Raw genomic sequence first — 21895 nt, forward strand, 5'->3', positions numbered from 1 at the left:
AGTGAACAAGTGACTGACATGCATATTGACCACAAGGTACTCAGTGACCTGCGTGAGGTCATGGAAGATGGCTACCTGCAGTTGGTGCAGACTTTTCTCGACGACTCAGAGCGGCGTCTTGGCCAGCTGCACGCGGCCAAAAGCGCCGAGGAGCTTGGCGCGGCAGCCCACAGTTTCAAGGGCAGCAGCAGCAACATGGGCGCGGTGGCCTTGGCCAGCCTGTGCCAGCAGCTCGAAGAGCGCGCACGGCGGCCCCCGTTATATGGAATTGAAGACTTGATCAGCCGCATCGACATGGAATTCGTCGTGGTGCAGCACTTTTACCGCGGTGAGCAGCAACGTATTTCCGCAGGCTGATACGCGAGTTGGCGCGAGTCTTGCCTGTCTCTGCCCCGATGATTTTTGTTTCTGGCGCGGAGACCGCTCGATGCCTGTCGCACCCAACCCTTTGTTGCAAGCCAATGCCATTGCCAAGACCTCGCGTTCGGCCGCCGTGCAGGCGGACAAGCCGCTGCAGGCGCTGGGCGACAAGGGCGATGCCTTTGGCCAGGTGATGGCCAGGCAGGGCCGCGACAAGGTTACCGGGCAGGACGACAAGGTTGCTCAAGCCAAGCCCAAGGACAAACCTGATGCGGCAGCCGGCGGCAAGAAAGACCCGGCTGGCAAAGCTGCAGTTGCCGATGACGGCAACAAGTTGCCAAAAGAGGATTCGGCCCAGGCCGATACGGGTGTGCGTGATGCCAGCCTGGTGGCCGGTCAGGTCACTGATGCCCAGCCCGGCGCACAACTGATCCAGGCGCAGGCCGAGGCGGTGGCGCCCGTGCTGCAGGCGGCCACGGCGCAAACCCAGGTCGCCGCGGCACTGCCTGAAGAGCCGTCCGGCGAGGAGGCCTTCGATCCGGATGCTGACCCTCTGGCCAACCTGCCAACCCTGCGCTTCGCGCTGGAGCACAGTGCCCAGGCCAAGGGTGGCACCTCGGCACATGCCCTCGATGCTGCCCAGGCTCAGGGCGAGGAAGGGCAGGCGGCCGTCAATACCTTGGCGAATTTGGTCGAGAATGCCGATGGCGAAAGCACCGAATCCGGTGACAAGGCTTTTGGCAGCTTGCTTGAGGACGGCCTGAAAGACACCAAGAGTGCCAGCAGCGACACCCGCATCGATGATTTTGCCAACCGCCTGGCCAGCCTGACCCAGGCGGCCACGGCCAAGACCGCCAATGCCGTGCCGGCCAATGCGAACCCGCTGCATCAGCCATTGCCAATGAACCAGAACGCTTGGGCAGAAGGCCTGGTCAACCGGGTCATGTACCTGTCCAGCCAGAACCTCAAGTCGGCTGATATCCAGCTGGAGCCAGCAGAACTCGGTCGCCTCGACATTCGCGTCAATGTTGCGGCGGACCAGGCGACCCAGGTCACCTTCATCAGCGGCCACGCCGGCGTACGTGATGCCCTCGACAGCCAGGTGCACCGCCTGCGCGAACTGTTTGCCCAGCAGGGGTTGGCGCAGCCGGATGTCAACGTGGCTGACCAGTCGCGCGGGCAGCAACAACAGCAGGGGCAGGCGCAGGGCAGCAACTTTTCCGGGGTGGCGGCGCGCCGCTCCGAGCAGGGTGGGGTCGAGGCGGTCGATAGCGCCCGGCCTTTGGAGCAGCAGGTGGTTGTCGGCGACAGTGCGGTCGATTACTACGCCTGATAACGGTTGGCCTGGGCTGGCTTCTTCGCGGGCGAGCCCGCTCCAACAGGCGTTTCGTTGATTTCGAACCCTGTGCGGTAGCTGTGGGAGCGGGCGTGGCCGCGAAGCAGCCAGCACCGCAAAACCTGCTGGAATCCATCCCCTGCAAAATCTGGCATAACACTTGCTCAAGCCAAGCCATCCTCCCTTGAACCCCCCGATGGACGACGGATTATTGGCATGGCGAAGAGCGAAGCAGTCAAAGACCCCGCCACTAAAGGCAAACTCAAGCTGATCCTGCTGGCTGTCGTCGGCCTTTTGCTGGCGATCGGCCTTTCGGTGGGCGCTACCTGGTTCATCATGCACAAGAGCGAGCCGGCTCCGGCCGCCGAGGCCACGGCCAGCAACGTCAAGCCAGGGGCGATCTACGAGGCGCTGACCCCGGCCTTCGTGGTCAACTTCAACCAGAACGGCCGCCAGCGCTACATGCAGCTGAGCATCACTCTGCAGGCGCGTAACCAGGCCGACCTGGATGCCCTCAAGGTGCACATGCCGGTGATCCGCAACAACCTGGTGATGATGTTCTCCGGGCAAGGGTTCGACACCCTCGCCAGCAGCCCGGTAGGGCAGGAGATGCTGCGCCAGAAGGCCACCGCGGTGGTCCAGGAAGTGGCGCAGAAGGAAGTCGGCAAGCCGGTCATCGACCAGTTGCTGTTCACCAATTTCGTATTGCAGTAGGAGTCCGCAATGGCCGTACAGGACCTGCTGTCCCAGGATGAAATCGATGCCCTGTTGCACGGTGTCGACGACGGGCTGGTGCAGACCGAGAGTGCATCCGAGCCTGGCAGTATCAAAAGCTACGACCTGACCAGTCAGGACCGTATCGTGCGGGGTCGCATGCCGACCCTGGAAATGATCAACGAGCGCTTCGCCCGCTACACCCGTATCAGCATGTTCAACCTGCTACGCCGCTCCGCGGACGTGGCCGTGGGTGGCGTGCAGGTCATGAAGTTCGGCGAATACGTGCATTCGCTGTACGTGCCCACCAGCCTCAACCTGGTCAAGATCAAGCCGCTGCGCGGCACATCGCTGTTCATCCTCGACGCCAAGCTGGTGTTCAAGCTGGTGGACAACTTTTTTGGCGGCGATGGCCGCCACGCCAAGATCGAAGGGCGTGAGTTCACCCCGACCGAACTGCGTGTGGTGCGCATGGTGCTGGACCAGTGTTTCGTCGACCTCAAGGAAGCCTGGCAGGCGATCATGCCGGTCAGCTTCGAGTACATGAACTCCGAGGTCAACCCGGCCATGGCCAACATTGTCGGCCCCAGCGAGGCGGTGGTGGTGTCCACCTTCCACATCGAACTGGACGGCGGCGGCGGCGATCTGCACGTGACCATGCCGTACTCGATGATCGAGCCGGTGCGGGAAATGCTCGACGCCGGTTTCCAGTCGGACCTGGACGACCAGGACGAGCGCTGGGTCAAGGCCCTGCGCGAGGACGTGCTGGACGTGGCCGTGCCAATGACCGCCACGGTCGCCCGACGCCAGCTGAAGCTGCGCGACATCCTGCACATGCAGCCGGGTGACGTGATCCCGGTGGAACTGCCCGAGCACCTGGTGCTGCGCGCTAACGGGGTGCCAGCGTTCAAGGCGCGGCTGGGCTCGCACAAGGGCAACCTGGCCCTGCAGATCATTGACCCGATCGAACGCCGCTGACGGTGTGCCGGTCGCTTACAACGAATTGAATGCCTGTCGAGGAAATCATGGCTAACGAAAACGAGATCACCTCCCCAGAGGACCAGGCACTGGCCGATGAGTGGGCCGCAGCGTTGGAAGAAACCGGTTCTGCCGGCCAGGCCGACATCGATGCACTGCTGGGCGGGGACACCGGCAGCAGCGGCCCGGGCCGCCTGCCGATGGAAGAATTCGCCAGCTCGCCGAAGCCGAACGAAAATGTCAGCCTCGAAGGCCCGAACCTGGACGTGATCCTGGACATCCCGGTGAACATTTCCATGGAGGTGGGCAGCACCGAGATCAACATCCGCAACTTGCTGCAGCTCAACCAGGGCTCGGTGATCGAGCTCGACCGTCTGGCCGGCGAGCCGCTCGACGTGCTGGTCAACGGCACGCTGATCGCCCATGGCGAAGTGGTCGTGGTCAACGAAAAGTTCGGCATCCGCCTGACCGACGTGATCAGCCCCAGCGAACGTATCAAGAAGCTGCGCTGAGTGAAGGGCACGATGCGCGCCATCGCTGCGGCAGCGGTGCTTTTCGCCAGCCACGCCTGCCTGGCGGCGGCCTCGCCAGCGGCCACCCCGGTGGCTCAACCTGGCAGTCTCGGCGGGCAGTTGGCGCAGATGGTCTTGGGCCTGCTGCTGGTGGTGGGCCTGATCTTCTTCCTGGCCTGGCTGCTGCGGCGCCTGCAGAGCACCGCTGTGAAGGGTGGGCAGGTGATCGAGATTGTCGGCAGCCGTGCCATCGGCCCGCGTGACCGCCTGCTGCTGGTGCAGGTAGGCAAGGAGCAGATCCTGATAGGCCATACCCCCGGCACCATCGAGGCCCTGCATGTACTGGCCGAACCCGTGGAAGTACCGGCAAGCGTCCGTCAGGCGACGCCGGAGTTTGCCCAGCGGCTGATGGAGCTCATGGGCAAGGACCCTAAGGACAACAAGTGATGAGCGGCGCGCTGCGTACGTTGTTGACTCTGGCGCTGCTGCTGGCTGCGCCGCTGGCCCTGGCCGCCGACCCGCTGTCGATTCCGGCCATCACCCTGTCCAACACCCCGGACGGGCAACAGGAATATTCGGTCAGCCTGCAAATCCTGCTGATCATGACCGCGCTGAGCTTCATCCCGGCGTTCGTCATTCTGATGACCAGCTTTACCCGCATCATCATCGTGTTTTCGATTTTGCGCCAGGCCCTGGGCCTGCAGCAGACGCCCTCGAACCAGTTGCTCAACGGCATGGCGCTTTTCCTGACCATGTTCATCATGGCCCCGGTGTTCGAGCGAGTGAACCAGGATGCCCTGCAGCCGTACCTGAAGGAGCAGATGACTGCCCAGCAGGCGATCGACAAAGCCCAGGGCCCGCTCAAGGACTTCATGCTGGCGCAAACCCGGCAGAGCGACCTTGACTTGTTCATGCGCCTGTCCAAGCGCACCGACATCGCCGGCCCCGACCAGGTGCCGCTGACGATCCTGGTGCCGGCATTCGTCACGTCGGAGCTCAAGACCGCGTTCCAGATCGGGTTCATGATCTTCATCCCGTTCCTGATCATCGACATGGTCGTGGCCAGTGTGCTGATGGCCATGGGTATGATGATGCTGTCGCCGCTGATCATCTCGCTGCCGTTCAAGATCATGCTGTTCGTGCTGGTCGACGGCTGGGCGCTGATCATGGGCACCCTGGCCAGCAGTTTCGGCGGCGTCTGACGCCGTCAAGGAGAGCCGCCGATGACACCTGAAGTTGCTGTCGACCTGTTCCGTGACGCCCTGTGGCTGACCACCCTGCTGGTCGCCGTGCTGGTTGTGCCAAGCCTGTTGGTGGGTCTGGTGGTGGCGATGTTCCAGGCAGCCACGCAGATCAACGAGCAGACCCTGAGCTTTCTGCCGCGCCTGCTGGTGATGCTGATCACGCTGATCATTGCCGGGCCGTGGCTGGTGCAGAAGTTCATGGAGTACATCACCAGCCTATACACCAGCATCCCGCAGCTGATTGGTTGACGCGACAATGCTGGAACTGACCGATACGCAGATCGGCACCTGGGTCGCCACCTTCATCCTGCCGTTGTTCAGAGTAACGGCGGTGCTGATGACCATGCCGATTTTCGGTACCCGCATGTTGCCGGCGCGGGTGCGCCTCTACGTGGCAGTGGCGATTACTGTGGTGATCGTGCCTGCACTGCCACCGCTGCCTGAATTCGACCCGCTGAGCCTGCGCGGTTTGCTACTGTGCGCCGAGCAGATCATCGTTGGCGCGCTGTTTGGCCTGGCCTTGCAGTTGTTGTTCCAGGCTTTCGTGATTGCCGGGCAGATTGTTGCGGTGCAGATGGGCATGGCCTTCGCCTCGATGGTTGACCCCGCCAACGGGGTCAACGTCACGGTAATCAGCCAGTTCATGACCATGTTGGTGAGCGTGCTGTTCCTGTTGATGAACGGGCACCTGGTGGTGTTCGAGGTGCTGACCGAGAGCTTTACCACCTTGCCGGTGGGGAGTGCGCTGGTGGTCAATCACTTCTGGGAGCTGGCCGGACGCATGGGTTGGGTGTTCGGTGCTGGGCTTTTGTTGATCCTGCCGGTAATCGCTGCGCTGCTGGTTGTGAACATCGCCTTTGGCGTGATGACCCGTGCGGCACCGCAGTTGAATATCTTCTCGATCGGTTTCCCGTTGACCCTGGTCATGGGCATGGCCATTTTCTGGATCGGCCTGGCCGATATCCTCTCCCACTACCAGGCATTGGCCAGCGAAGCGCTGCAATGGTTGCGTGAATTGGCAAGGGCGCGCTGATCATGGCGGAAAGCGAGAGCGGTCAGGACAAGACAGAAGAGCCCACCGAGAAGCGCAAGCGCACTGCCCGCGAGAAGGGAGAGATCGCGCGCTCCAAAGAGTTGAACACCGTGGCGGTGACGTTGGCCGGCGCGGGTGGCTTGCTGGCGTTTGGTGGGCACCTGGCCGAGACCTTGCTTGCCATGATGCGCATGAATTTCAGCCTGACCCGCGACATCATCGTCGACGAGCGCGCCATGGGGGCCTTTCTTCTGGCTTCGGGCAAGATGGCCATCTGGGCGGTACAGCCGATACTGATCCTGTTGTTCGTGATCGCCTTTGTCGCACCCATCGCCCTGGGCGGTTTCCTGTTTTCCGGCAGCCTGTTGCAGCCGAAATTCAGCCGCATGAACCCGTTGTCGGGGATCAAGCGCATGTTCTCGATGAATGCCCTGACCGAGTTGTTGAAGGCGCTCGCCAAGTTTTTCGTGATTCTGGTAGTGGCGATAGTGGTGCTGGTCAACGACCGCCAGGCGTTGCTCTCCATTGCCAACGAGCCTTTGGATCAAGCGATCATACACAGTGTTCAGGTGGTTGGCTGGAGTGCGCTGTGGATGGCGGCAGGGTTGTTGCTGATTGCGGCGGCGGATGTACCATTCCAGCTGTGGCAGGCACACAACAAGCTGAAGATGACCAAGCAGGAGGTGCGTGACGAGTACAAGGACTCCGAAGGCAAACCCGAGGTCAAACAGCGTATTCGCCAGCTGCAGCGCGAGGCTTCGCAGCGGCGCATGATGGCGGCGGTGCCTGATGCAGACGTGATCATCACCAACCCGACGCACTATGCGGTGGCCTTGCAATACGACCCGGAGAAGGGTGGGGTGGCGCCACTGTTGCTGGCCAAGGGGACCGACTTCATTGCCTTGAAGATCCGCGAGATTGGCGTGGAGCACAAGGTCCAGATTCTCGAGTCGCCAGCGCTGGCGCGGGCGATCTATTACTCCACCGAAATTGAGCAGGAAATCCCTGCTGGCCTGTACCTGGCGGTGGCCCAGGTGTTGGCATATGTGTTCCAGATTCGCCAATACCGATCCGGCAAAGGCAAGCGCCCAGAGCCGCTGAAAGACGACCTGCCGATCCCGCCGGACCTGCGCCGCGACAGTTGACCTTGTATCACGGCTTCTGGCCCTTTCGCGGGCGCGCCGGCTCCCATACGGTGGTGGACACCTGTCGGTGGTTGGGCGCAGGCCGTCGTGTAGGAGCGGGTTCACCCGCGAAAGGGCCGGTACCAGCCACATAAATCCCTCGCCGAGCAAAGTTGGAAAGCTTCTTGCAAAGCCACGCCCAGGCGCCCCCTGGGCGTCAAAGTTTTGCATCAAGAGGACTCGCGGTGGATCGCACTCAGTTAATCAGCAACGCCCGCAACAACCTGGCCGGGCTCGGCCGGGGCAACCTGGGGGTGCCGCTGTTGCTGCTGGTGATGTTGGCAATGATGATGTTGCCGATACCGCCGTTCCTGCTCGACGTGTTCTTCACCTTCAACATCGCCCTGTCGATCGTTGTGCTGCTGGTCTGTGTATACGCCCTGCGCCCCCTCGACTTCGCCGCGTTCCCGACCATCCTGCTGGTGGCCACGTTGTTGCGCCTGGCCCTGAACGTCGCGTCCACCCGTGTGGTCATGCTGCATGGCCAGGAGGGCCATGGCGCTGCCGGTAAAGTGATCCAGGCCTTCGGTGAGGTGGTGATCGGCGGTAACTACGTGGTCGGTGCCGTGGTGTTCGCCATCCTCATGATCATCAACTTCGTGGTGGTGACCAAGGGTGCCGGGCGTATCTCGGAAGTGAGTGCGCGTTTCACCCTCGACGCCATGCCCGGCAAGCAGATGGCCATCGACGCCGACCTCAATGCCGGCCTGATCGACCAGGCTCAGGCCAAGCACCGCCGTGCCGAGGTGGCGCAGGAGGCCGAGTTCTACGGTTCGATGGACGGTGCCAGCAAGTTCGTGCGCGGCGACGCCATCGCCGGCTTGCTGATCCTGTTCATCAACCTGATCGGTGGCATGCTCATCGGCATGCTGCAGCACAATATGTCGTTCAGCGAGGCCGGCAAGGTCTACGCCCTGCTGACCATTGGTGACGGTTTGGTGGCGCAATTGCCATCACTGCTGCTGTCCACCGCCGCCGCGATCATGGTCACCCGTGCTTCAGGCTCTGAAGACATGGGCAAGCTGATCAATCGGCAGATGTTCGATTCGCCCAAGGCGCTGGCGGTGTCGGCGGGGCTGATGATCGTCATGGGCCTGGTGCCGGGCATGCCGCACATTGCCTTCCTCAGCCTCGGCCTGATGGCGGCCGGCGGCGCCTACCTGGTGTGGAAGAAACAGCAACAGGCCAAGGTCAAAGCCCAGCAAGAGGCGCAGCGTCAGCAGGACCTGCTGCCCTCGCCACAGCGTGCGCTGGAAACCAAGGAGCTGGGTTGGGACGACGTCACTCCTATCGACATGATCGGCCTGGAGGTCGGCTATCGGCTGATCCCGCTGGTCGATCGCAACCAGGGCGGCCAGTTGCTGGCGCGGATCAAGGGCGTGCGCAAGAAGCTGTCGCAGGACCTGGGCTTCCTGATGCCCACCGTGCACATTCGTGACAACCTCGACCTGCAGCCCAGCGCCTATCGCCTGACCCTGATGGGGGTGATTCTGGCCGAGGCGGAGATCTACCCGGACCGCGAACTGGCAATCAACCCTGGGCAGGTGTTTGGCACCCTCAACGGTATTGCCGCGCGCGACCCGGCGTTTGGCCTGGAAGCGGTGTGGATCGACGTCGGCCAGCGCTCACAGGCGCAGTCGCTGGGTTACACCGTGGTCGATGCCAGCACCGTGGTGGCCACCCACCTCAACCAGATTCTGCAGAAACACTGCCACGAGCTGATCGGCCACGAAGAGGTTCAGCAGTTGCTGCAGGTGCTGGCCAAGGCATCGCCTAAACTTGCAGAAGAGCTGGTGCCGGGTGTCATTTCCTTGTCGGGGCTGCTCAAGGTGCTGCAAGCCCTGTTGTCGGAACAGGTGCCAGTGCGCGATATTCGCAGTATTGCCGAGGCCATCGCGAACAACGCCGGCAAGAGTCAAGATACCGCCGCACTGGTGGCGGCGGTGCGCGTCGGATTGTGTCGCGCCATCGTGCAAAGCATTGTCGGCGTTGAGTCGGAGCTGCCAGTGATTACCCTGGAGCCAAGGTTGGAACAGATTTTGCTGAATAGTCTGCAAAGGGCCGGGCAAGGTCAGGAAGACGGTGTTCTTCTGGAACCTAGCATGGCCGAGAAGCTGCAACGTTCGCTGATCGAGGCGGCCCAGCGCCAGGAAATGCAGGGTCAGCCGGCCATCCTGCTGGTCGCCGGCCCGATCCGCGCCATGTTGTCGCGTTTCGGTCGCCTGGCTGTACCGAATTTGCATGTTCTGGCGTATCAGGAAATACCTGACAACAAGCAAGTCACCATCGTTGCCACCGTGGGCCCTAACGGCTGAGGTAGGGGATAATGCAAGTTAAGCGATTTTTCGCCGCCGATATGCGTCAGGCCATGAAACTGGTCCGTGACGAGCTGGGCGCCGATGCCGCAATCATTGGCAACCGCCGCATTGCCGGTGGTGTCGAGCTGACGGCCGCGCTGGACTACAAGCTGTCCGCCCTGGCCCCGCGTGTGCCCAACGCCGAGCTGGAAGAAGAGCTGCGCAAGACCCACACGCGCATTGCCACTGCCCAGGCCGAGCTGGACCAGCGTCAGGACAGCAGCGACAACAACCGCCAATTGTTCGCCGGGCAATCTTTGACCGCTGCCGAACCGTTGATCGAGCCGCACGTCGATGCCCCTGAGGCCGCCGCCGTACCGGCTGCTGCGCCGGTTGACCCGCGCCTGTTCGATGCCATGCGCTCGGAGCTGTCGGGCCTGCGCGAGCTGCTGGAAGTGCAACTCGGTTCGCTGGCCTGGAATCAGCTGCAGGGCAGCAAGCCGCAGCAGGCCAACCTTTGGCGCCGCCTGCAGCGCATCGGCCTGTCCGGGCCGATCGCCCGCGAGCTGCTGGACCTGACCGCCGAGATCGAGGAACCGCGCCAGGCTTGGCGCATGCTGCTGGCTCACTTGGCGCGGATGATCGAAGTACCTGAAATCGAGCCGATCGAAGAGGGCGGGGTGATCGCCATGGTCGGCCCGGCGGGTATGGGCAAGACCACCACCCTGGCCAAGCTGGCCGCGCGCTACGTGCTCAAGTACGGCGCGCAGAACCTGGCGCTGGTGAGCATGGACAGCTTCCGTATCGGCGCCCAGGAGCAGCTCAAGACCCTGGGCCGCATCCTCAACGTGCCGGTGACTTACGTCGACCCGGGCCAGTCGCTGGCAGCAGCGCTGGAGCCACTGCTGCGCAAGCGCGTGGTGCTGATCGATACTGCCGGCCTGCAAGCCAGCGACCCTGCGCTGCGCATGCAGCTGGAAACCTTGGCCGGGCGTGGCATTGCCGCGAAGAACTACCTGGTGCTGGCCACCACCAGCCAGAAGCAGGTGCTGACCGCCGCCTACCACAGCTACAAGCGCTGTGGCCTGGCCGGCTGCATCCTGACCAAACTCGATGAAACGGCAAGCCTTGGCGATGTGTTGAGCCTTGCCATCAGTCATGAACTGCCAGTGGCCTATCTTACCGATGGCCCACGCATTCCTGACGACCTGCACCTGCCAAGGGGCCACCAGTTGGTCACGCGGGCGGTGAATGTGCAGCAGCAGGACGAGCCCAGCGAAGAGGCCATGGCCGACATGTTCGCTGATCTCTATCACAACCCACGGCGAGCGGGTTGACCATGAAGCGTGTGCAAAGTCGCTATGCCAAGGGGCACGCAGAATTGCCCTACGTGTGGCCTGAGTCCCAGCGAGACAAGGTAAAGAACAGACATGGGTAGCATGCATCCCGTACAGGTGATCGCCGTGACCGGTGGCAAAGGTGGCGTCGGCAAGACTAACGTTTCAGTGAACTTGTCCCTGGCGCTGGCCGAGCTTGGCCGCAGGGTCATGCTGCTGGACGCCGACCTGGGCCTGGCCAATGTCGACGTGTTGCTGGGCCTTACCCCCAAACGTACCCTCGCCGATGTGATTGAAGGGCGTTGCGAGCTGCGTGACGTGATGCTGCAGGGCCCCGGCGGTGTGCGCATCGTACCGGCAGCCTCGGGTACCCAGAGCATGGTGCATCTGGCCCCGGCCCAGCATGCCGGGCTGATCCAGGCGTTCAGCGAAATCGGCGACAACCTCGATGTGTTGGTGATCGATACCGCTGCGGGTATCGGTGACTCGGTGGTCAGCTTCGTTCGCGCCGCCCAGGAAGTGCTGCTGGTGGTGTGTGATGAACCTACCTCGATTACCGACGCCTACGCGTTGATCAAGCTGCTCAATCGCGACTATGGCATGAACCGTTTCCGTGTGTTGGCCAACATGGCGCAGAGCCCGCAGGAAGGGCGCAACCTGTTTGCCAAGCTGACCAAGGTCACCGACCGCTTCCTTGACGTTGCCCTGCAGTACGTGGGTGCCGTGCCGTACGACGAGTGCGTGCGCAAGGCGGTGCAGAAGCAGCGTGCCGTCTACGAAGCCTTCCCTCGCTCCAAGTGCGCGCTGGCCTTCAAGGCGATTGCCCAGAAGGTCGACAGCTGGCCGCTGCCGGCCAATCCGCGCGGCCATCTGGAGTTCTTTGTCGAGCGCTTGGTGCAACCCACCAGCGCGGGACCCGTACTATGAACGCCAGTGGCTTCAAGATGTACAGCCGGGCGGCGAAGGACGCCCAGTACGAGCTGATCGAACGCTACGCCCCGCTGGTCAAGCGCATCGCGTACCACCTGTTGGCGCGGTTGCCGGCCAATGTGCAAGTCGAGGACCTGATCCAGGCCGGCATGATCGGCCTGCTGGAAGTGGCCAACAAATACGACGCCAGCAAGGGCGCCAGCTTTGAGACCTACGCCGGCATCCGCATCCGCGGGGCCATGCTGGACGAAGTGCGCAAAGGCGATTGGGCACCGCGTTCGGTACACCGCAACACCCGTATGGTCAGTGATGCCATGCGTGCAGTTGAGGCCAGAACAGGCCGTGACGCTAAAGATCATGAAGTTGCTGCCGAACTCCAATTGAGTCTCGATGATTACTACGGGATCTTGAACGATACCCTGGGCAGCCGCCTGTTCAGCTTTGACGACCTGTTGCAGGACGGCGAGCACGAAGGGCTGCATGAGGATGGCGCCAGTGGCCAGGTCGAACCTGCGCGCGGCCTGGAGGAGGAGCGCTTCCAGGCTGCCCTGACCGAGGCTATCGCCAACCTGCCGGAGCGTGAGCGCCTGGTGCTGGCGCTGTACTACGACGAAGAGCTGAACCTCAAGGAAATCGGTGAGGTGCTGGGTGTCAGCGAGTCGCGGGTCAGCCAGTTGCACAGCCAATGTGCCGCGCGCCTGCGCAGCCGCCTGGGGGAATGGCGGGTGCGTTGAGCCCACTGTCGTTGCAGTCGTTTTCCACGTTGTACCGAATTGAATGAGTGCGTGCTCGGTAGGCCGAGCGCGTTTGAGACTGCTTGGAGGTCTAATTGGACAAGAACATGAAAATCCTCATCGTTGACGACTTTTCGACGATGCGGCGGATCATCAAGAACCTGTTGCGTGACCTGGGTTTCACCAACACCGACGAAGCCGATGACGGCACCACGGCGTTGCCGATGCTGGAAAACGGTCACTACGACTTCCTGGTGACCGACTGGAACATGCCGGGCATGTCCGGCATCGACCTGCTGCGTAAAGTGCGTGCCAGCGACAAGCTGAAAAGCATGCCGGTCTTGATGGTGACCGCTGAAGCCAAGCGCGACCAGATCATTGAAGCGGCACAGGCCGGCGTCAATGGTTACGTGGTCAAACCGTTCACCGCTCAGGTGCTCAAAGAGAAGATCGAGAAGATCTTCGAACGCGTCAACGGCTGAGTCACGTCAGGGGGGCGCGTCATGGATTCATCACAAACGTCTTTGGGCGAGTTCGAGTCGACCCTGAAGAAGCATGCCCAGGAGTTGGTCGAAAGCCTGGAGCGGGGCCGTTTCGGCGAGGCGGTGCAGTTGATTCACGAACTGAACCAGACCCGCGACCGCGGCCTGTACCAGGAAGTCGGCAAGCTGACTCGCGAGCTGCACAGTGCCATCGTCAGTTTCCAGATCGACCCCACCATGCCGCAGGCAGAAGAGGTGTCGCAAATTACCGACGCCACCGAGCGCCTGTCGTATGTGGTCAAGCTGACCGAGGGCGCGGCCAACCGCACCATGGACCTGGTCGAGGAAAGCACACCGGTGCTCAATGAGCTGGCCAGCGAGGCCAAGGCCCTGAGCACCGACTGGCAGCGCTTCATGCGCCGCGAAGTGGCTGCGCCGGAATTCCGTGATCTGGTCAAGCGCGTCGACAGTTTCCTGACGCACAGCGCCGAGGGTAACCGCAAGGTTTCCGGGCACCTCAATGACATTTTGCTGGCCCAGGACTATCAGGACCTGACCGGCCAGGTGATCAAGCGCGTCACCGCACTGGTGACCGAGGTGGAAAGCAACCTGCTCAAGCTGGTGCTGATGGCCAGCCAGGTCGACCGCTTTGCCGGTATAAAACATGACCACGATCAATTGCGTGCAGAAAAAGATCGAGAAAAACATCCGACTCGGGGTGAAGGTCCGCAGATTCATGCCGATAAGCGTGAAGACGTCGTGTCCGGTCAGGACGATGTCGATGATCTGCTGTCCAGCCTTGGTTTTTAAGGAGCACGTTTGATGAGCTTCGGCGCCGATGAAGAAATCCTCCAGGATTTCCTGGTAGAAGCCGGCGAAATACTTGAGCAATTGTCCGAGCAACTGGTCGAGCTGGAAAGCCGACCTGACGATGCCGACCTGCTCAATGCGATCTTTCGCGGTTTCCACACTGTAAAAGGGGGCGCCGGCTTCCTCCAGTTGAACGAGCTGGTGGAGTGCTGCCATATCGCCGAGAACGTGTTCGACGTCCTGCGCAAAGGTGAGCGCCGGGTCGATGCGGAACTGATGGATGTGGTGCTCGAGGCACTGGATACGGTCAACAGCATGTTTGGCCAGGTGCGCGAGCGTGCCGAAGTGACACCGGCCACCCCTGCACTGCTGGCAGCGTTGTCGCGCCTGGCCGAACCTGGCGCAGCCGAAACTGTTGCAGCGCCTGCACCGGCACCGGTTGCCGACGTGTCGGTTGCCGCGCCGGCCGAGGCCGAGGAGCAACACCAGGACATCACTGACAGCGAATTCGAGCAGTTGCTTGATTCGCTCGATGCGGTCAAGGCGCAAGCGGCGGCCGACGAGCAGATGCAGGGCGAGACTGTCAGCGGTGCGGGTGATGAAATCACCGACGCCGAGTTCGAATCACTGCTCGACCAGTTGCACGGCAAGGGCCAGTTCAATGCCGAGGTTGCCGCGCCGCCGGTGGCCGTCAGCAGCGAAGCGGTCAGTGATGAGATCACCGACGCCGAATTCGAATCGCTGCTCGACCAGCTGCATGGCAAGGGCACCTTCCAGGCTGGCGCCTTGCCAGCCGCCCAGGCACCAGCGCCTGCCGCACCCGACAACAGTGCCGCCAGCGATGAAATCAGCGAGCACGAGTTCGAAGCCCTGCTGGACCAGTTGCACGGCAAGGGCAAGTTCGGTGGCGATGTTGCCGCTGTAGAGGCCCCGGCTGCTGTCCAGGCGCAAGCGCCGGCTGCCGCCAAGGCCGAAAGCCCGCCGGTGGCCAAGCCCGCTGCCGCGCCAGCGCCTTCGCCGGCCAGCAAACCTGCCGCGGCGCCTCGCGCGCCGGCCCCGGCCGCCGAAAAGCATGCCGCCAGCGAAGCGGAAACCACGGTACGCGTCGATACCGCGCGCCTGGACGAGATCATGAACATGGTCGGCGAACTGGTGCTGGTGCGTAACCGCCTGGTGCGCCTGGGCCTGAACAGCGGCGACGAGGCCATGTCCAAGGCCGTGTCCAACCTTGACGTGGTCACCGCCGACCTGCAGACCGCGGTGATGAAAACCCGTATGCAGCCGATCAAGAAAGTCTTCGGCCGCTTCCCGCGCCTGGTCCGCGACCTGGCGCGCCAGTTGAAGAAAGAGATCAATCTGGAGCTGGTCGGCGAAGAGACCGACCTTGACAAGAACCTCGTAGAAGCCTTGGCCGACCCGCTGGTGCACTTGGTGCGCAATGCGGTCGACCACGGTATCGAGATGCCCGAGGAGCGTGAAACGTCTGGCAAGGCACGTACCGGCCGCGTAGTGCTGTCGGCCGAACAGGAAGGCGACCACATCCTGCTGTCGATCTCGGACGACGGCAAGGGCATGGACCCGAACATCCTGCGCGCCAAGGCCGTGGAAAAGGGCCTGATGGACAAGGACGCCGCCGAGCGCCTGAGCGAGTCGGACTGCTACAACCTGATCTTCGCCCCTGGCTTCTCGACCAAGACCGAGATTTCCGATGTGTCCGGGCGTGGCGTGGGCATGGACGTGGTGAAAACCAAGATCTCCCAGCTCAACGGCTCGATCAACATTTTCTCGGCCAAGGGCCAAGGCTCCAAGATCGTCATCAAGGTGCCGCTGACCCTGGCGATCATGCCCACCCTGATGGTGATGTTGGGCAACCAGGCGTTCGCCTTCCCGCTGGTCAACGTCAACGAGATCTTCCACCTCGACCTGTCGCGCACCAACGTGGTGGACGGCCAGGAAGTGGTGATCGTGCGCGACAAGGCGCTGCCGCTGTTCTACCTCAAGCGCTGGCTGGTCCAGGGCCAGGTGCACGAAGAGCAGCACGAAGGCCACGTGGTGATTCTGTCGGTCGGCACCCAGCGCATCGGTTTTGTCGTTGACCAACTGGTGGGCCAGGAAGAAGTGGTCATCAAGCCGCTGGGCAAGATGCTGCAAGGCACCCCGGGCATGTCCGGGGCCACCATTACCGGCGACGGTCGCATCGCGTTGATTCTCGACGTCCCGAGCATGCTCAAGCGTTACGCCGCGCGGCGTATTTGATTTCGGTGGCGCGCCCTGGCGGGTTGCGCCGCCTAATGGAGTGTTTATGGCAGTCAAGGTCCTGGTGGTGGATGATTCTGGTTTCTTCCGCCGCCGTGTCTCGGAAATCCTCTCGGCGGATCCAACGATCCAGGTAGTGGGTACCGCGACCAACGGCAAGGAAGCAATCGACCAGGCGCTGGCGCTCAAGCCCGATGTGATCACCATGGACTACGAAATGCCCATGATGGATGGCATTACCGCCGTGCGGCACATCATGCAGCGCTGCCCGACGCCCGTATTGATGTTCTCGTCGCTGACCCATGAAGGCGCCCGCGTCACCCTTGACGCGCTGGATGCCGGCGCAGTGGACTACCTGCCGAAAAACTTCGAGGACATCTCGCGCAACCCTGACAAGGTCAAGCAGTTGCTGTGCGAGAAGGTGCACACCATTTCGCGCAGCAACCGCCGGATCGGCAGCTATGCCAGAACGGCGCCGGTCGCCGCGCCAGCGCCGGCCAGCACCTTCGCCAGCCAGGCGCAGACGCGCCCGGCAGCGCCTGCCCGTGCAGCGGCCCCGACACCGGCGGCCTCGCAGTCGCCGGCACCCAAGCGCAAACCCTACAAACTGGTGGCCATCGGTACCTCCACGGGGGGGCCGGTGGCGCTGCAGCGGGTACTGACCCAGCTGCCGGCCAATTTCCCGGCGCCGATCGTGTTGATCCAGCACATGCCGGCGGCGTTCACCAAAGCGTTTGCCGAACGCCTGGACAAGCTGTGCCGCATCAGCGTCAAGGAAGCCGAAGACGGCGACATGCTGCGCCCGGGCCTGGCCCTGCTGGCCCCCGGTGGCAAGCAGATGATGATCGATGGCCGTGGCACGGTGAAGATCCTGCCCGGCGACGAGCGCCTGAACTACAAACCGTGCGTGGACATCACCTTCGGGTCGGCGGCCAAGTCGTACGGCGACAAGGTGTTGTCGGTGGTGCTCACCGGCATGGGCGCCGATGGCCGCGAGGGCGCGCGCCTGCTCAAGCAGGGGGGCAGCACGGTGTGGGCCCAGGATGAAGCCAGCTGCGTGATTTATGGCATGCCCATGGCCATCGTCAAGGCCAACCTGGCGGATGCCGTGTACAGCCTGGATGAAATCGGCAAGCACCTGGTGGAGGCGTGCGTCTGATGGACGTCCTCAGCCTGATCGGTCTGATTCTGGCTTTCGTTGCCATCGTCGGTGGCAACTTCCTTGAAGGCGGTCATGTCGGTGCTCTGGTCAATGGCCCGGCGGCTCTGATCGTGCTGGGAGGCACCCTGGCGGCGGCGTTGTTGCAGTCGCCGCTGTCGTCGTTCAAGCGTGCCTTGCAGATTTTGCGTTGGATCCTGTTTCCACCGCGGGTCGATCTGGCGGGCGGCATCGACCGTGTGGTGAACTGGAGCCTGACCGCTCGCAAAGAAGGCCTGCTGGGCCTGGAAGGGGTAGCGGACAGCGAGCCCGACCCCTATGCGCGCAAGGGCCTGCAACTGCTGGTGGACGGTGCCGAGCCGGAAGCAATCCGCAGCATCCTTGAGGTCGACTTCCTTACCCAGGAAGGCCGTGACATCCAGGCAGCCAAGGTATTCGAAAGCATGGGCGGCTATGCGCCGACCATCGGCATCATCGGGGCGGTCATGGGCCTTATCCATGTGATGGGCAATCTGGCCGACCCGTCGCAACTGGGCAATGGCATTGCCGTGGCCTTTGTCGCCACCATTTACGGTGTGGCCAGTGCCAACCTTGTGCTATTGCCGGTCGCCAGCAAGCTCAAGGCCATCGTCATGCGCCAGTCGCGCTACCGTGAAATGCTGCTCGAAGGCCTGCTGTCGATTGCCGAAGGTGAAAACCCGCGCTCGATCGAGCTGAAGCTGCAAGGCTTCATGGAGTAACCCATGCGTCGCCGTCGTCATACCGAGGAACACGAAAACCACGAGCGCTGGCTGGTGTCGTACGCCGACTTCATCACGTTGCTGTTCGCCTTCTTCGTGGTGATGTATTCCATTTCCTCGATCAACGAGGGTAAGTACAAGGTTATTTCCCAGGCTTTGCTAGGGGTATTCAACGACCCCGAGCGCAGCATGAAGCCGATCCCGATTGGCGATGAGCAGCCGCTGAGCGTGCGCCCGGCCGAACCGCTGGTCAAAGACAGCGAGCAGACCGAAGCGGGCCTGGCGGCGACCAATGTCGACCCGTTGAAAACCATCAGCGATGACGTGCGCGATGCCTTCGGCGACCTGATCAACAGCGACCAGATGACTGTGCGCGGCAACGAGCTGTGGGTGGAGATCGAGCTCAACTCATCGCTGCTGTTTGGCAGCGGTGATGCGATGCCCAGTGACAAGGCGTTTGCGATCATCGAGAAGGTGGCCAACATCCTCAAGCCGTTCGCCAACCCGGTGCACGTCGAAGGCTTCACCGACAACCTGCCGATCCGCACCGCGCAGTACCCCACCAACTGGGAGTTGTCCTCGGCGCGCGCGGCCAGCATCGTGCGCCTGCTGGCCATGGAGGGCGTCAACCCGGCACGCATGGCTTCGGTGGGCTACGGCGAGTACCAGCCCGTGGCCAGCAACGATACCGCCGAAGGGCGCGCACGCAACCGCCGGGTGGTGCTGGTGATTTCCCGTAACCTGGAAGTGCGCCGCAGCCTGACAGGCTCGGGCAGCGCCAATGCCACACCGGATGCCGCATTGCGCCGTGCTGGCACACAAAGTGCACCGGCAATACAAGCAACGGTAGCGAGGCCGTGATACGTCAATTCCCCGTCGCTGATACGAACACGATTTTGAATGTGCCGCCGCCCCCTGTGGGAGCGGGCATGCCCGCGAAGCCAGCGACTCGGTGAATGGCACCGGCTACGCCGGTGTTCGCGGGCTTGCCCGCTCCCACAGAGGGGCGTGCGAGCTTTGAAGTTTTGCGCATGACGGTTGTTTCTACAGTGTCCCTGCCAAATCAATAGATAGAGTTTGCTTGATGAGAGTCTGGGCAGTAGCCAATCAAAAAGGTGGTGTCGGCAAGACCACCACTACCATTGCCCTGGCCGGCCTGCTGGCCGAGGCCGGCAAGCGCGTGGTCGTCGTCGACCTCGACCCGCACGGCTCGATGACCAGCTACTTCGGGCACAACCCGGACGCCCTGGAGCACAGCTGCTACGACCTGTTCCTGCACAAGGGCACGGTGCCCGAAGGCTTGCCCGGGCAACTGCTGCTGCCCACCAGCGATGAGCGCATTTCGCTGCTGCCGTCGAGTACCGCCCTGGCGGTGCTGGAGCGCCAGTCGCCAGGGCAGAATGGCCTGGGCCTGGTAATCGCCAAGAGTCTGGCGCAGCTGTGGCAGGATTTCGACTATGCCCTGATCGACAGCCCACCCTTGCTGGGTGTGCTGATGGTCAATGCCCTGGCCGCCAGCCAGCAGCTGGTGATCCCGGTGCAAACCGAATTCCTAGCGGTGAAGGGCCTGGAGCGCATGGTCGGCACCCTGGCCATGGTCAACCGTTCGCGCAAGCAGGCGCTGCCGTACCAGATCGTGCCGACCCTGTTCGACCGTCGTACCCAGGCGTCGCTGGGCACCCTCAAGTTGCTGCGTGACACCTACGGGCAGCATGTGTGGCAGGGCTACATCCCGGTGGATACGCGCCTGCGTGATGCCAGTCGCAAGGGCGTCACGCCTTCGCAGTTCGACAGCAAGAGCCGTGGGTTGATCGCCTACCGGGCGCTGCTCAAGCACCTGCTCACCTACAAGACCGCAGTGCAGGTGGCCTGATGACTCAAACCCGGCAAACCAGCACCCGGCCCCAGATGGCCCTGCAATCGTACCTGGACGGCCTGCTGCAGGAGGCCACCGAGGCCGAAGACCTGAGCGAGCAGCCGGCAGTGGCGGATGAGTTCGCCGAGGCGGTGCGCGAGGAGCAGGCACGCGATGCCCGGCAGCCAGCCCGGCCTGAGCCCGCCGAAGCCGCCGCCGCCAGCTTTGCCCCGCGGCCGTTCGCCGAACCCCGTCTGGCGGTACTGCCCAGCGTGATGCCGGTGGAAGCCCCGGTGGTGACGGTGGTCGAGCAGGAGGTCGTGGCCGAAGCCAGCATCCCGGTACTGGTCGAAGAACAAACCGTGGAACCGGCTGTGCCGCTGGTCGATGTGCATCTGCCGGCACCCAACCTGCCCGTACCCCCGGCCACTGTCGACGGTCGTCCGGTGTGGGCGGCCGAGCCGTTCGAATGCCTGCTGTTCGACGTTGCCGGCCTGACCCTGGCGGTGCCGTTGGTGTGCCTGGGCTCGATCTACACCCTGGCTGGCCAGGAGCTGACGCCACTGTTCGGCCAGCCCGACTGGTTCCTCGGCATCCTGACCTGCCAGGCCGGCAACCTGAAGGTGCTGGACACTGCGCGTTGGGTAATGCCCGACCGCTACCGCGATGATTTTCGCCAGGGCCTGCAATACGTGATTTCGGTACAGGGCTACGAATGGGGGCTGGCGGTGCATCAGGTCAGCCGCTCGCTGCGCCTGGACCCGTCGGAGATCAAGTGGCGCAGCCAGCGTGGCCAGCGCCCCTGGCTGGCCGGCACCGTAATCGAACACATGTGCGCACTGCTCGACGTCGCCGCACTGGCCGAGCTGATCGCCAGCGGTGCGGTCAAGCAGATGCACGCCAAACAGAAATGACACAGAACATACCGCCAACGGCGGATTTTGAGGGTAGGGGAATGAAAAAGTCGTCTGCACAAGGTTCCGAAGATCCGATCCTGCAGTGGGTTACCTTCCGTCTGGACAACGAGTCCTACGGCATCAATGTGATGCAGGTGCAGGAAGTACTGCGCTACACCGAGATTGCCCCGGTGCCGGGTGCGCCGAGCTACGTGCTGGGCATCATCAACTTGCGCGGTAACGTGGTGACGGTGATCGACACGCGTCAGCGTTTTGGCCTGATGCCGACCGAAGTGACCGACAACACCCGTATCGTCATCATCGAAGCCGACAAGCAAGTGGTCGGCATTCTGGTCGACAGCGTGGCCGAAGTGGTTTACCTGCGCCAGTCCGAAATCGAGACCGCGCCGAACGTGGGTAACGAAGAGTCGGCCAAGTTCATTCAGGGCGTGTGCAACAAGAATGGCGAACTGCTGATCCTGGTCGAACTGGACAAGATGATGACCGAGGAAGAGTGGTCCGAGCTGGAGAACATCTGAGTTGATCCTAGAGGTTGCTGTCATCTTCCTGGCGCTGGCCTGGGCGCTGAGCCTGTGGTTTTTCCTCAACTACAGCAAGCGCCAGCGCGAGCTGGCTGCGCAGCAGGCCGAGGGCGATGCGCTGCGTGACCAGCGCATCAAGGACTTGGCCAAGCGTCTGGATGACTACCAGAACGGCACGGTGCGCATGGGGGAGGCCATCCATGAGCTGCGTGCGACGGTGGCTACCCTGCCAGACCGGCTGGAGCGCCTGGAGCAGCGCGACCCCAGCAACGTTACCTTTAGCCAGGCGGCCAAGCTGGTGGGGATGGGGGCGAGTATCGATGAGTTGACCCAGAGCTGCGGCCTGACCCAGGCCGAGGCGGAGTTGATGAGCAAGGTGTATCGGGCTCCTTGACGGGGGTACCCTCGGCAGCAGGTGCGTCGCCTGGGAAATCGAGCGCCGCCCATGCGTCGCTCGATTTGAAAGGTGTCGCCAGGCCCGTTCAGTAACCGCTGT

The 21895-nt window shown here is 62.7% G+C and carries 24 protein-coding genes; all 24 read left to right on the forward strand.

Annotated elements, in window-relative coordinates:
* The first annotated feature begins 9 nt into the window (after positions 1 to 9).
* Positions 10 to 357: an Hpt domain-containing protein gene (locus tag I8746_RS21330; RefSeq protein WP_004577674.1), complete on the forward strand. Its 348-nt coding sequence runs from the start codon at positions 10 to 12 to the stop codon at positions 355 to 357.
* Between the two features lie 70 nt (positions 358 to 427).
* Entirely contained in the window at positions 428 to 1693 is a 1266-nt protein-coding gene (locus I8746_RS21335) for a flagellar hook-length control protein FliK (protein WP_088513378.1), read from the forward strand.
* A 219-nt stretch (positions 1694 to 1912) separates the two neighbouring features.
* Positions 1913 to 2410, forward strand: coding sequence for a flagellar basal body-associated protein FliL (fliL, locus tag I8746_RS21340; protein WP_010955083.1), 498 nt, complete (start codon positions 1913 to 1915; stop codon positions 2408 to 2410).
* A gap of 9 nt (positions 2411 to 2419) precedes the next feature.
* The gene (gene fliM / locus I8746_RS21345; protein WP_003254418.1) at positions 2420 to 3388 is read left to right on the forward strand and encodes a flagellar motor switch protein FliM; all 969 of its coding nucleotides are present in this window, start codon (positions 2420 to 2422) and stop codon (positions 3386 to 3388) included.
* 47 nt (positions 3389 to 3435) lie between these two features.
* Positions 3436 to 3900: a flagellar motor switch protein FliN gene (gene fliN / locus I8746_RS21350; RefSeq protein ID WP_003254417.1), complete on the forward strand. Its 465-nt coding sequence runs from the start codon at positions 3436 to 3438 to the stop codon at positions 3898 to 3900.
* 12 nt (positions 3901 to 3912) lie between these two features.
* Positions 3913 to 4347, forward strand: coding sequence for a flagellar biosynthetic protein FliO (gene fliO / locus I8746_RS21355; RefSeq protein ID WP_178085899.1), 435 nt, complete (start codon positions 3913 to 3915; stop codon positions 4345 to 4347).
* Positions 4347 to 5102, forward strand: a complete 756-nt coding sequence (gene fliP / locus I8746_RS21360; RefSeq protein WP_012051633.1) for a flagellar type III secretion system pore protein FliP — start codon at positions 4347 to 4349, stop codon at positions 5100 to 5102. The genes fliO and fliP overlap by 1 nt, the downstream gene beginning before the upstream one ends.
* 21 nt (positions 5103 to 5123) lie before the next feature.
* Positions 5124 to 5393: a flagellar biosynthesis protein FliQ gene (gene fliQ / locus I8746_RS21365; RefSeq protein ID WP_012051634.1), complete on the forward strand. Its 270-nt coding sequence runs from the start codon at positions 5124 to 5126 to the stop codon at positions 5391 to 5393.
* A 7-nt stretch (positions 5394 to 5400) separates the two neighbouring features.
* The gene (gene fliR / locus I8746_RS21370) at positions 5401 to 6177 is read left to right on the forward strand and encodes a flagellar biosynthetic protein FliR (protein ID WP_012051635.1); all 777 of its coding nucleotides are present in this window, start codon (positions 5401 to 5403) and stop codon (positions 6175 to 6177) included.
* A gap of 2 nt (positions 6178 to 6179) precedes the next feature.
* The gene (gene flhB, locus I8746_RS21375; protein ID WP_012051636.1) at positions 6180 to 7322 is read left to right on the forward strand and encodes a flagellar biosynthesis protein FlhB; all 1143 of its coding nucleotides are present in this window, start codon (positions 6180 to 6182) and stop codon (positions 7320 to 7322) included.
* Positions 7323 to 7546: 224 nt separating this feature from the next.
* Entirely contained in the window at positions 7547 to 9676 is a 2130-nt protein-coding gene (gene flhA / locus I8746_RS21380) for a flagellar biosynthesis protein FlhA (RefSeq protein ID WP_088513375.1), read from the forward strand.
* A gap of 11 nt (positions 9677 to 9687) precedes the next feature.
* Positions 9688 to 10995, forward strand: a complete 1308-nt coding sequence (gene flhF / locus I8746_RS21385; RefSeq protein ID WP_003254409.1) for a flagellar biosynthesis protein FlhF — start codon at positions 9688 to 9690, stop codon at positions 10993 to 10995.
* A gap of 93 nt (positions 10996 to 11088) precedes the next feature.
* Complete coding sequence (gene fleN, locus I8746_RS21390) at positions 11089 to 11922, forward strand: flagellar synthesis regulator FleN (protein ID WP_003254408.1); 834 nt, start codon at positions 11089 to 11091, stop codon at positions 11920 to 11922.
* Positions 11919 to 12659, forward strand: a complete 741-nt coding sequence (fliA, locus tag I8746_RS21395; protein WP_088513374.1) for an RNA polymerase sigma factor FliA — start codon at positions 11919 to 11921, stop codon at positions 12657 to 12659. Before fleN ends, fliA begins: the two co-directional genes overlap by 4 nt.
* A gap of 107 nt (positions 12660 to 12766) precedes the next feature.
* Positions 12767 to 13141 (forward strand): chemotaxis response regulator CheY, encoded by a 375-nt coding sequence (locus tag I8746_RS21400; RefSeq protein WP_010955070.1) that lies wholly within the window; start codon positions 12767 to 12769, stop codon positions 13139 to 13141.
* 21 nt (positions 13142 to 13162) lie between these two features.
* A complete protein-coding gene (locus I8746_RS21405; protein WP_003254403.1) occupies positions 13163 to 13951 on the forward strand; it encodes a protein phosphatase CheZ in 789 nt (262 codons plus the stop codon).
* A 12-nt stretch (positions 13952 to 13963) separates the two neighbouring features.
* The gene (locus I8746_RS21410; protein ID WP_012051646.1) at positions 13964 to 16207 is read left to right on the forward strand and encodes a chemotaxis protein CheA; all 2244 of its coding nucleotides are present in this window, start codon (positions 13964 to 13966) and stop codon (positions 16205 to 16207) included.
* A 46-nt stretch (positions 16208 to 16253) separates the two neighbouring features.
* Positions 16254 to 17366 carry a chemotaxis response regulator protein-glutamate methylesterase gene (locus tag I8746_RS21415; RefSeq protein WP_003254400.1) on the forward strand — a complete coding sequence of 371 codons (1113 nt, stop codon included), beginning with the start codon at positions 16254 to 16256 and terminating at the stop codon, positions 17364 to 17366.
* Positions 17366 to 18106: a flagellar motor protein gene (locus I8746_RS21420; RefSeq protein ID WP_003254399.1), complete on the forward strand. Its 741-nt coding sequence runs from the start codon at positions 17366 to 17368 to the stop codon at positions 18104 to 18106. Before I8746_RS21415 ends, I8746_RS21420 begins: the two co-directional genes overlap by 1 nt.
* 3 nt (positions 18107 to 18109) lie before the next feature.
* Positions 18110 to 18967, forward strand: a complete 858-nt coding sequence (motD, locus tag I8746_RS21425) for a flagellar motor protein MotD (protein WP_012051647.1) — start codon at positions 18110 to 18112, stop codon at positions 18965 to 18967.
* 223 nt (positions 18968 to 19190) lie between these two features.
* A complete protein-coding gene (locus tag I8746_RS21430; protein ID WP_003254396.1) occupies positions 19191 to 19979 on the forward strand; it encodes a ParA family protein in 789 nt (262 codons plus the stop codon).
* Entirely contained in the window at positions 19979 to 20875 is an 897-nt protein-coding gene (locus I8746_RS21435) for a CheW domain-containing protein (RefSeq protein WP_012051648.1), read from the forward strand. The genes I8746_RS21430 and I8746_RS21435 overlap by 1 nt, the downstream gene beginning before the upstream one ends.
* A gap of 41 nt (positions 20876 to 20916) precedes the next feature.
* Positions 20917 to 21396 (forward strand): chemotaxis protein CheW, encoded by a 480-nt coding sequence (locus I8746_RS21440; protein ID WP_003254393.1) that lies wholly within the window; start codon positions 20917 to 20919, stop codon positions 21394 to 21396.
* Between the two features lies 1 nt (position 21397).
* Positions 21398 to 21793 (forward strand): DUF2802 domain-containing protein, encoded by a 396-nt coding sequence (locus I8746_RS21445; protein ID WP_012051649.1) that lies wholly within the window; start codon positions 21398 to 21400, stop codon positions 21791 to 21793.
* Positions 21794 to 21895: the final 102 nt, after the last annotated feature.

The organism is Pseudomonas sp. USTB-Z, from assembly GCF_019691255.1.
GTDB classification, from domain to species: Bacteria; Pseudomonadota; Gammaproteobacteria; order Pseudomonadales; family Pseudomonadaceae; genus Aquipseudomonas; species Aquipseudomonas alloputida.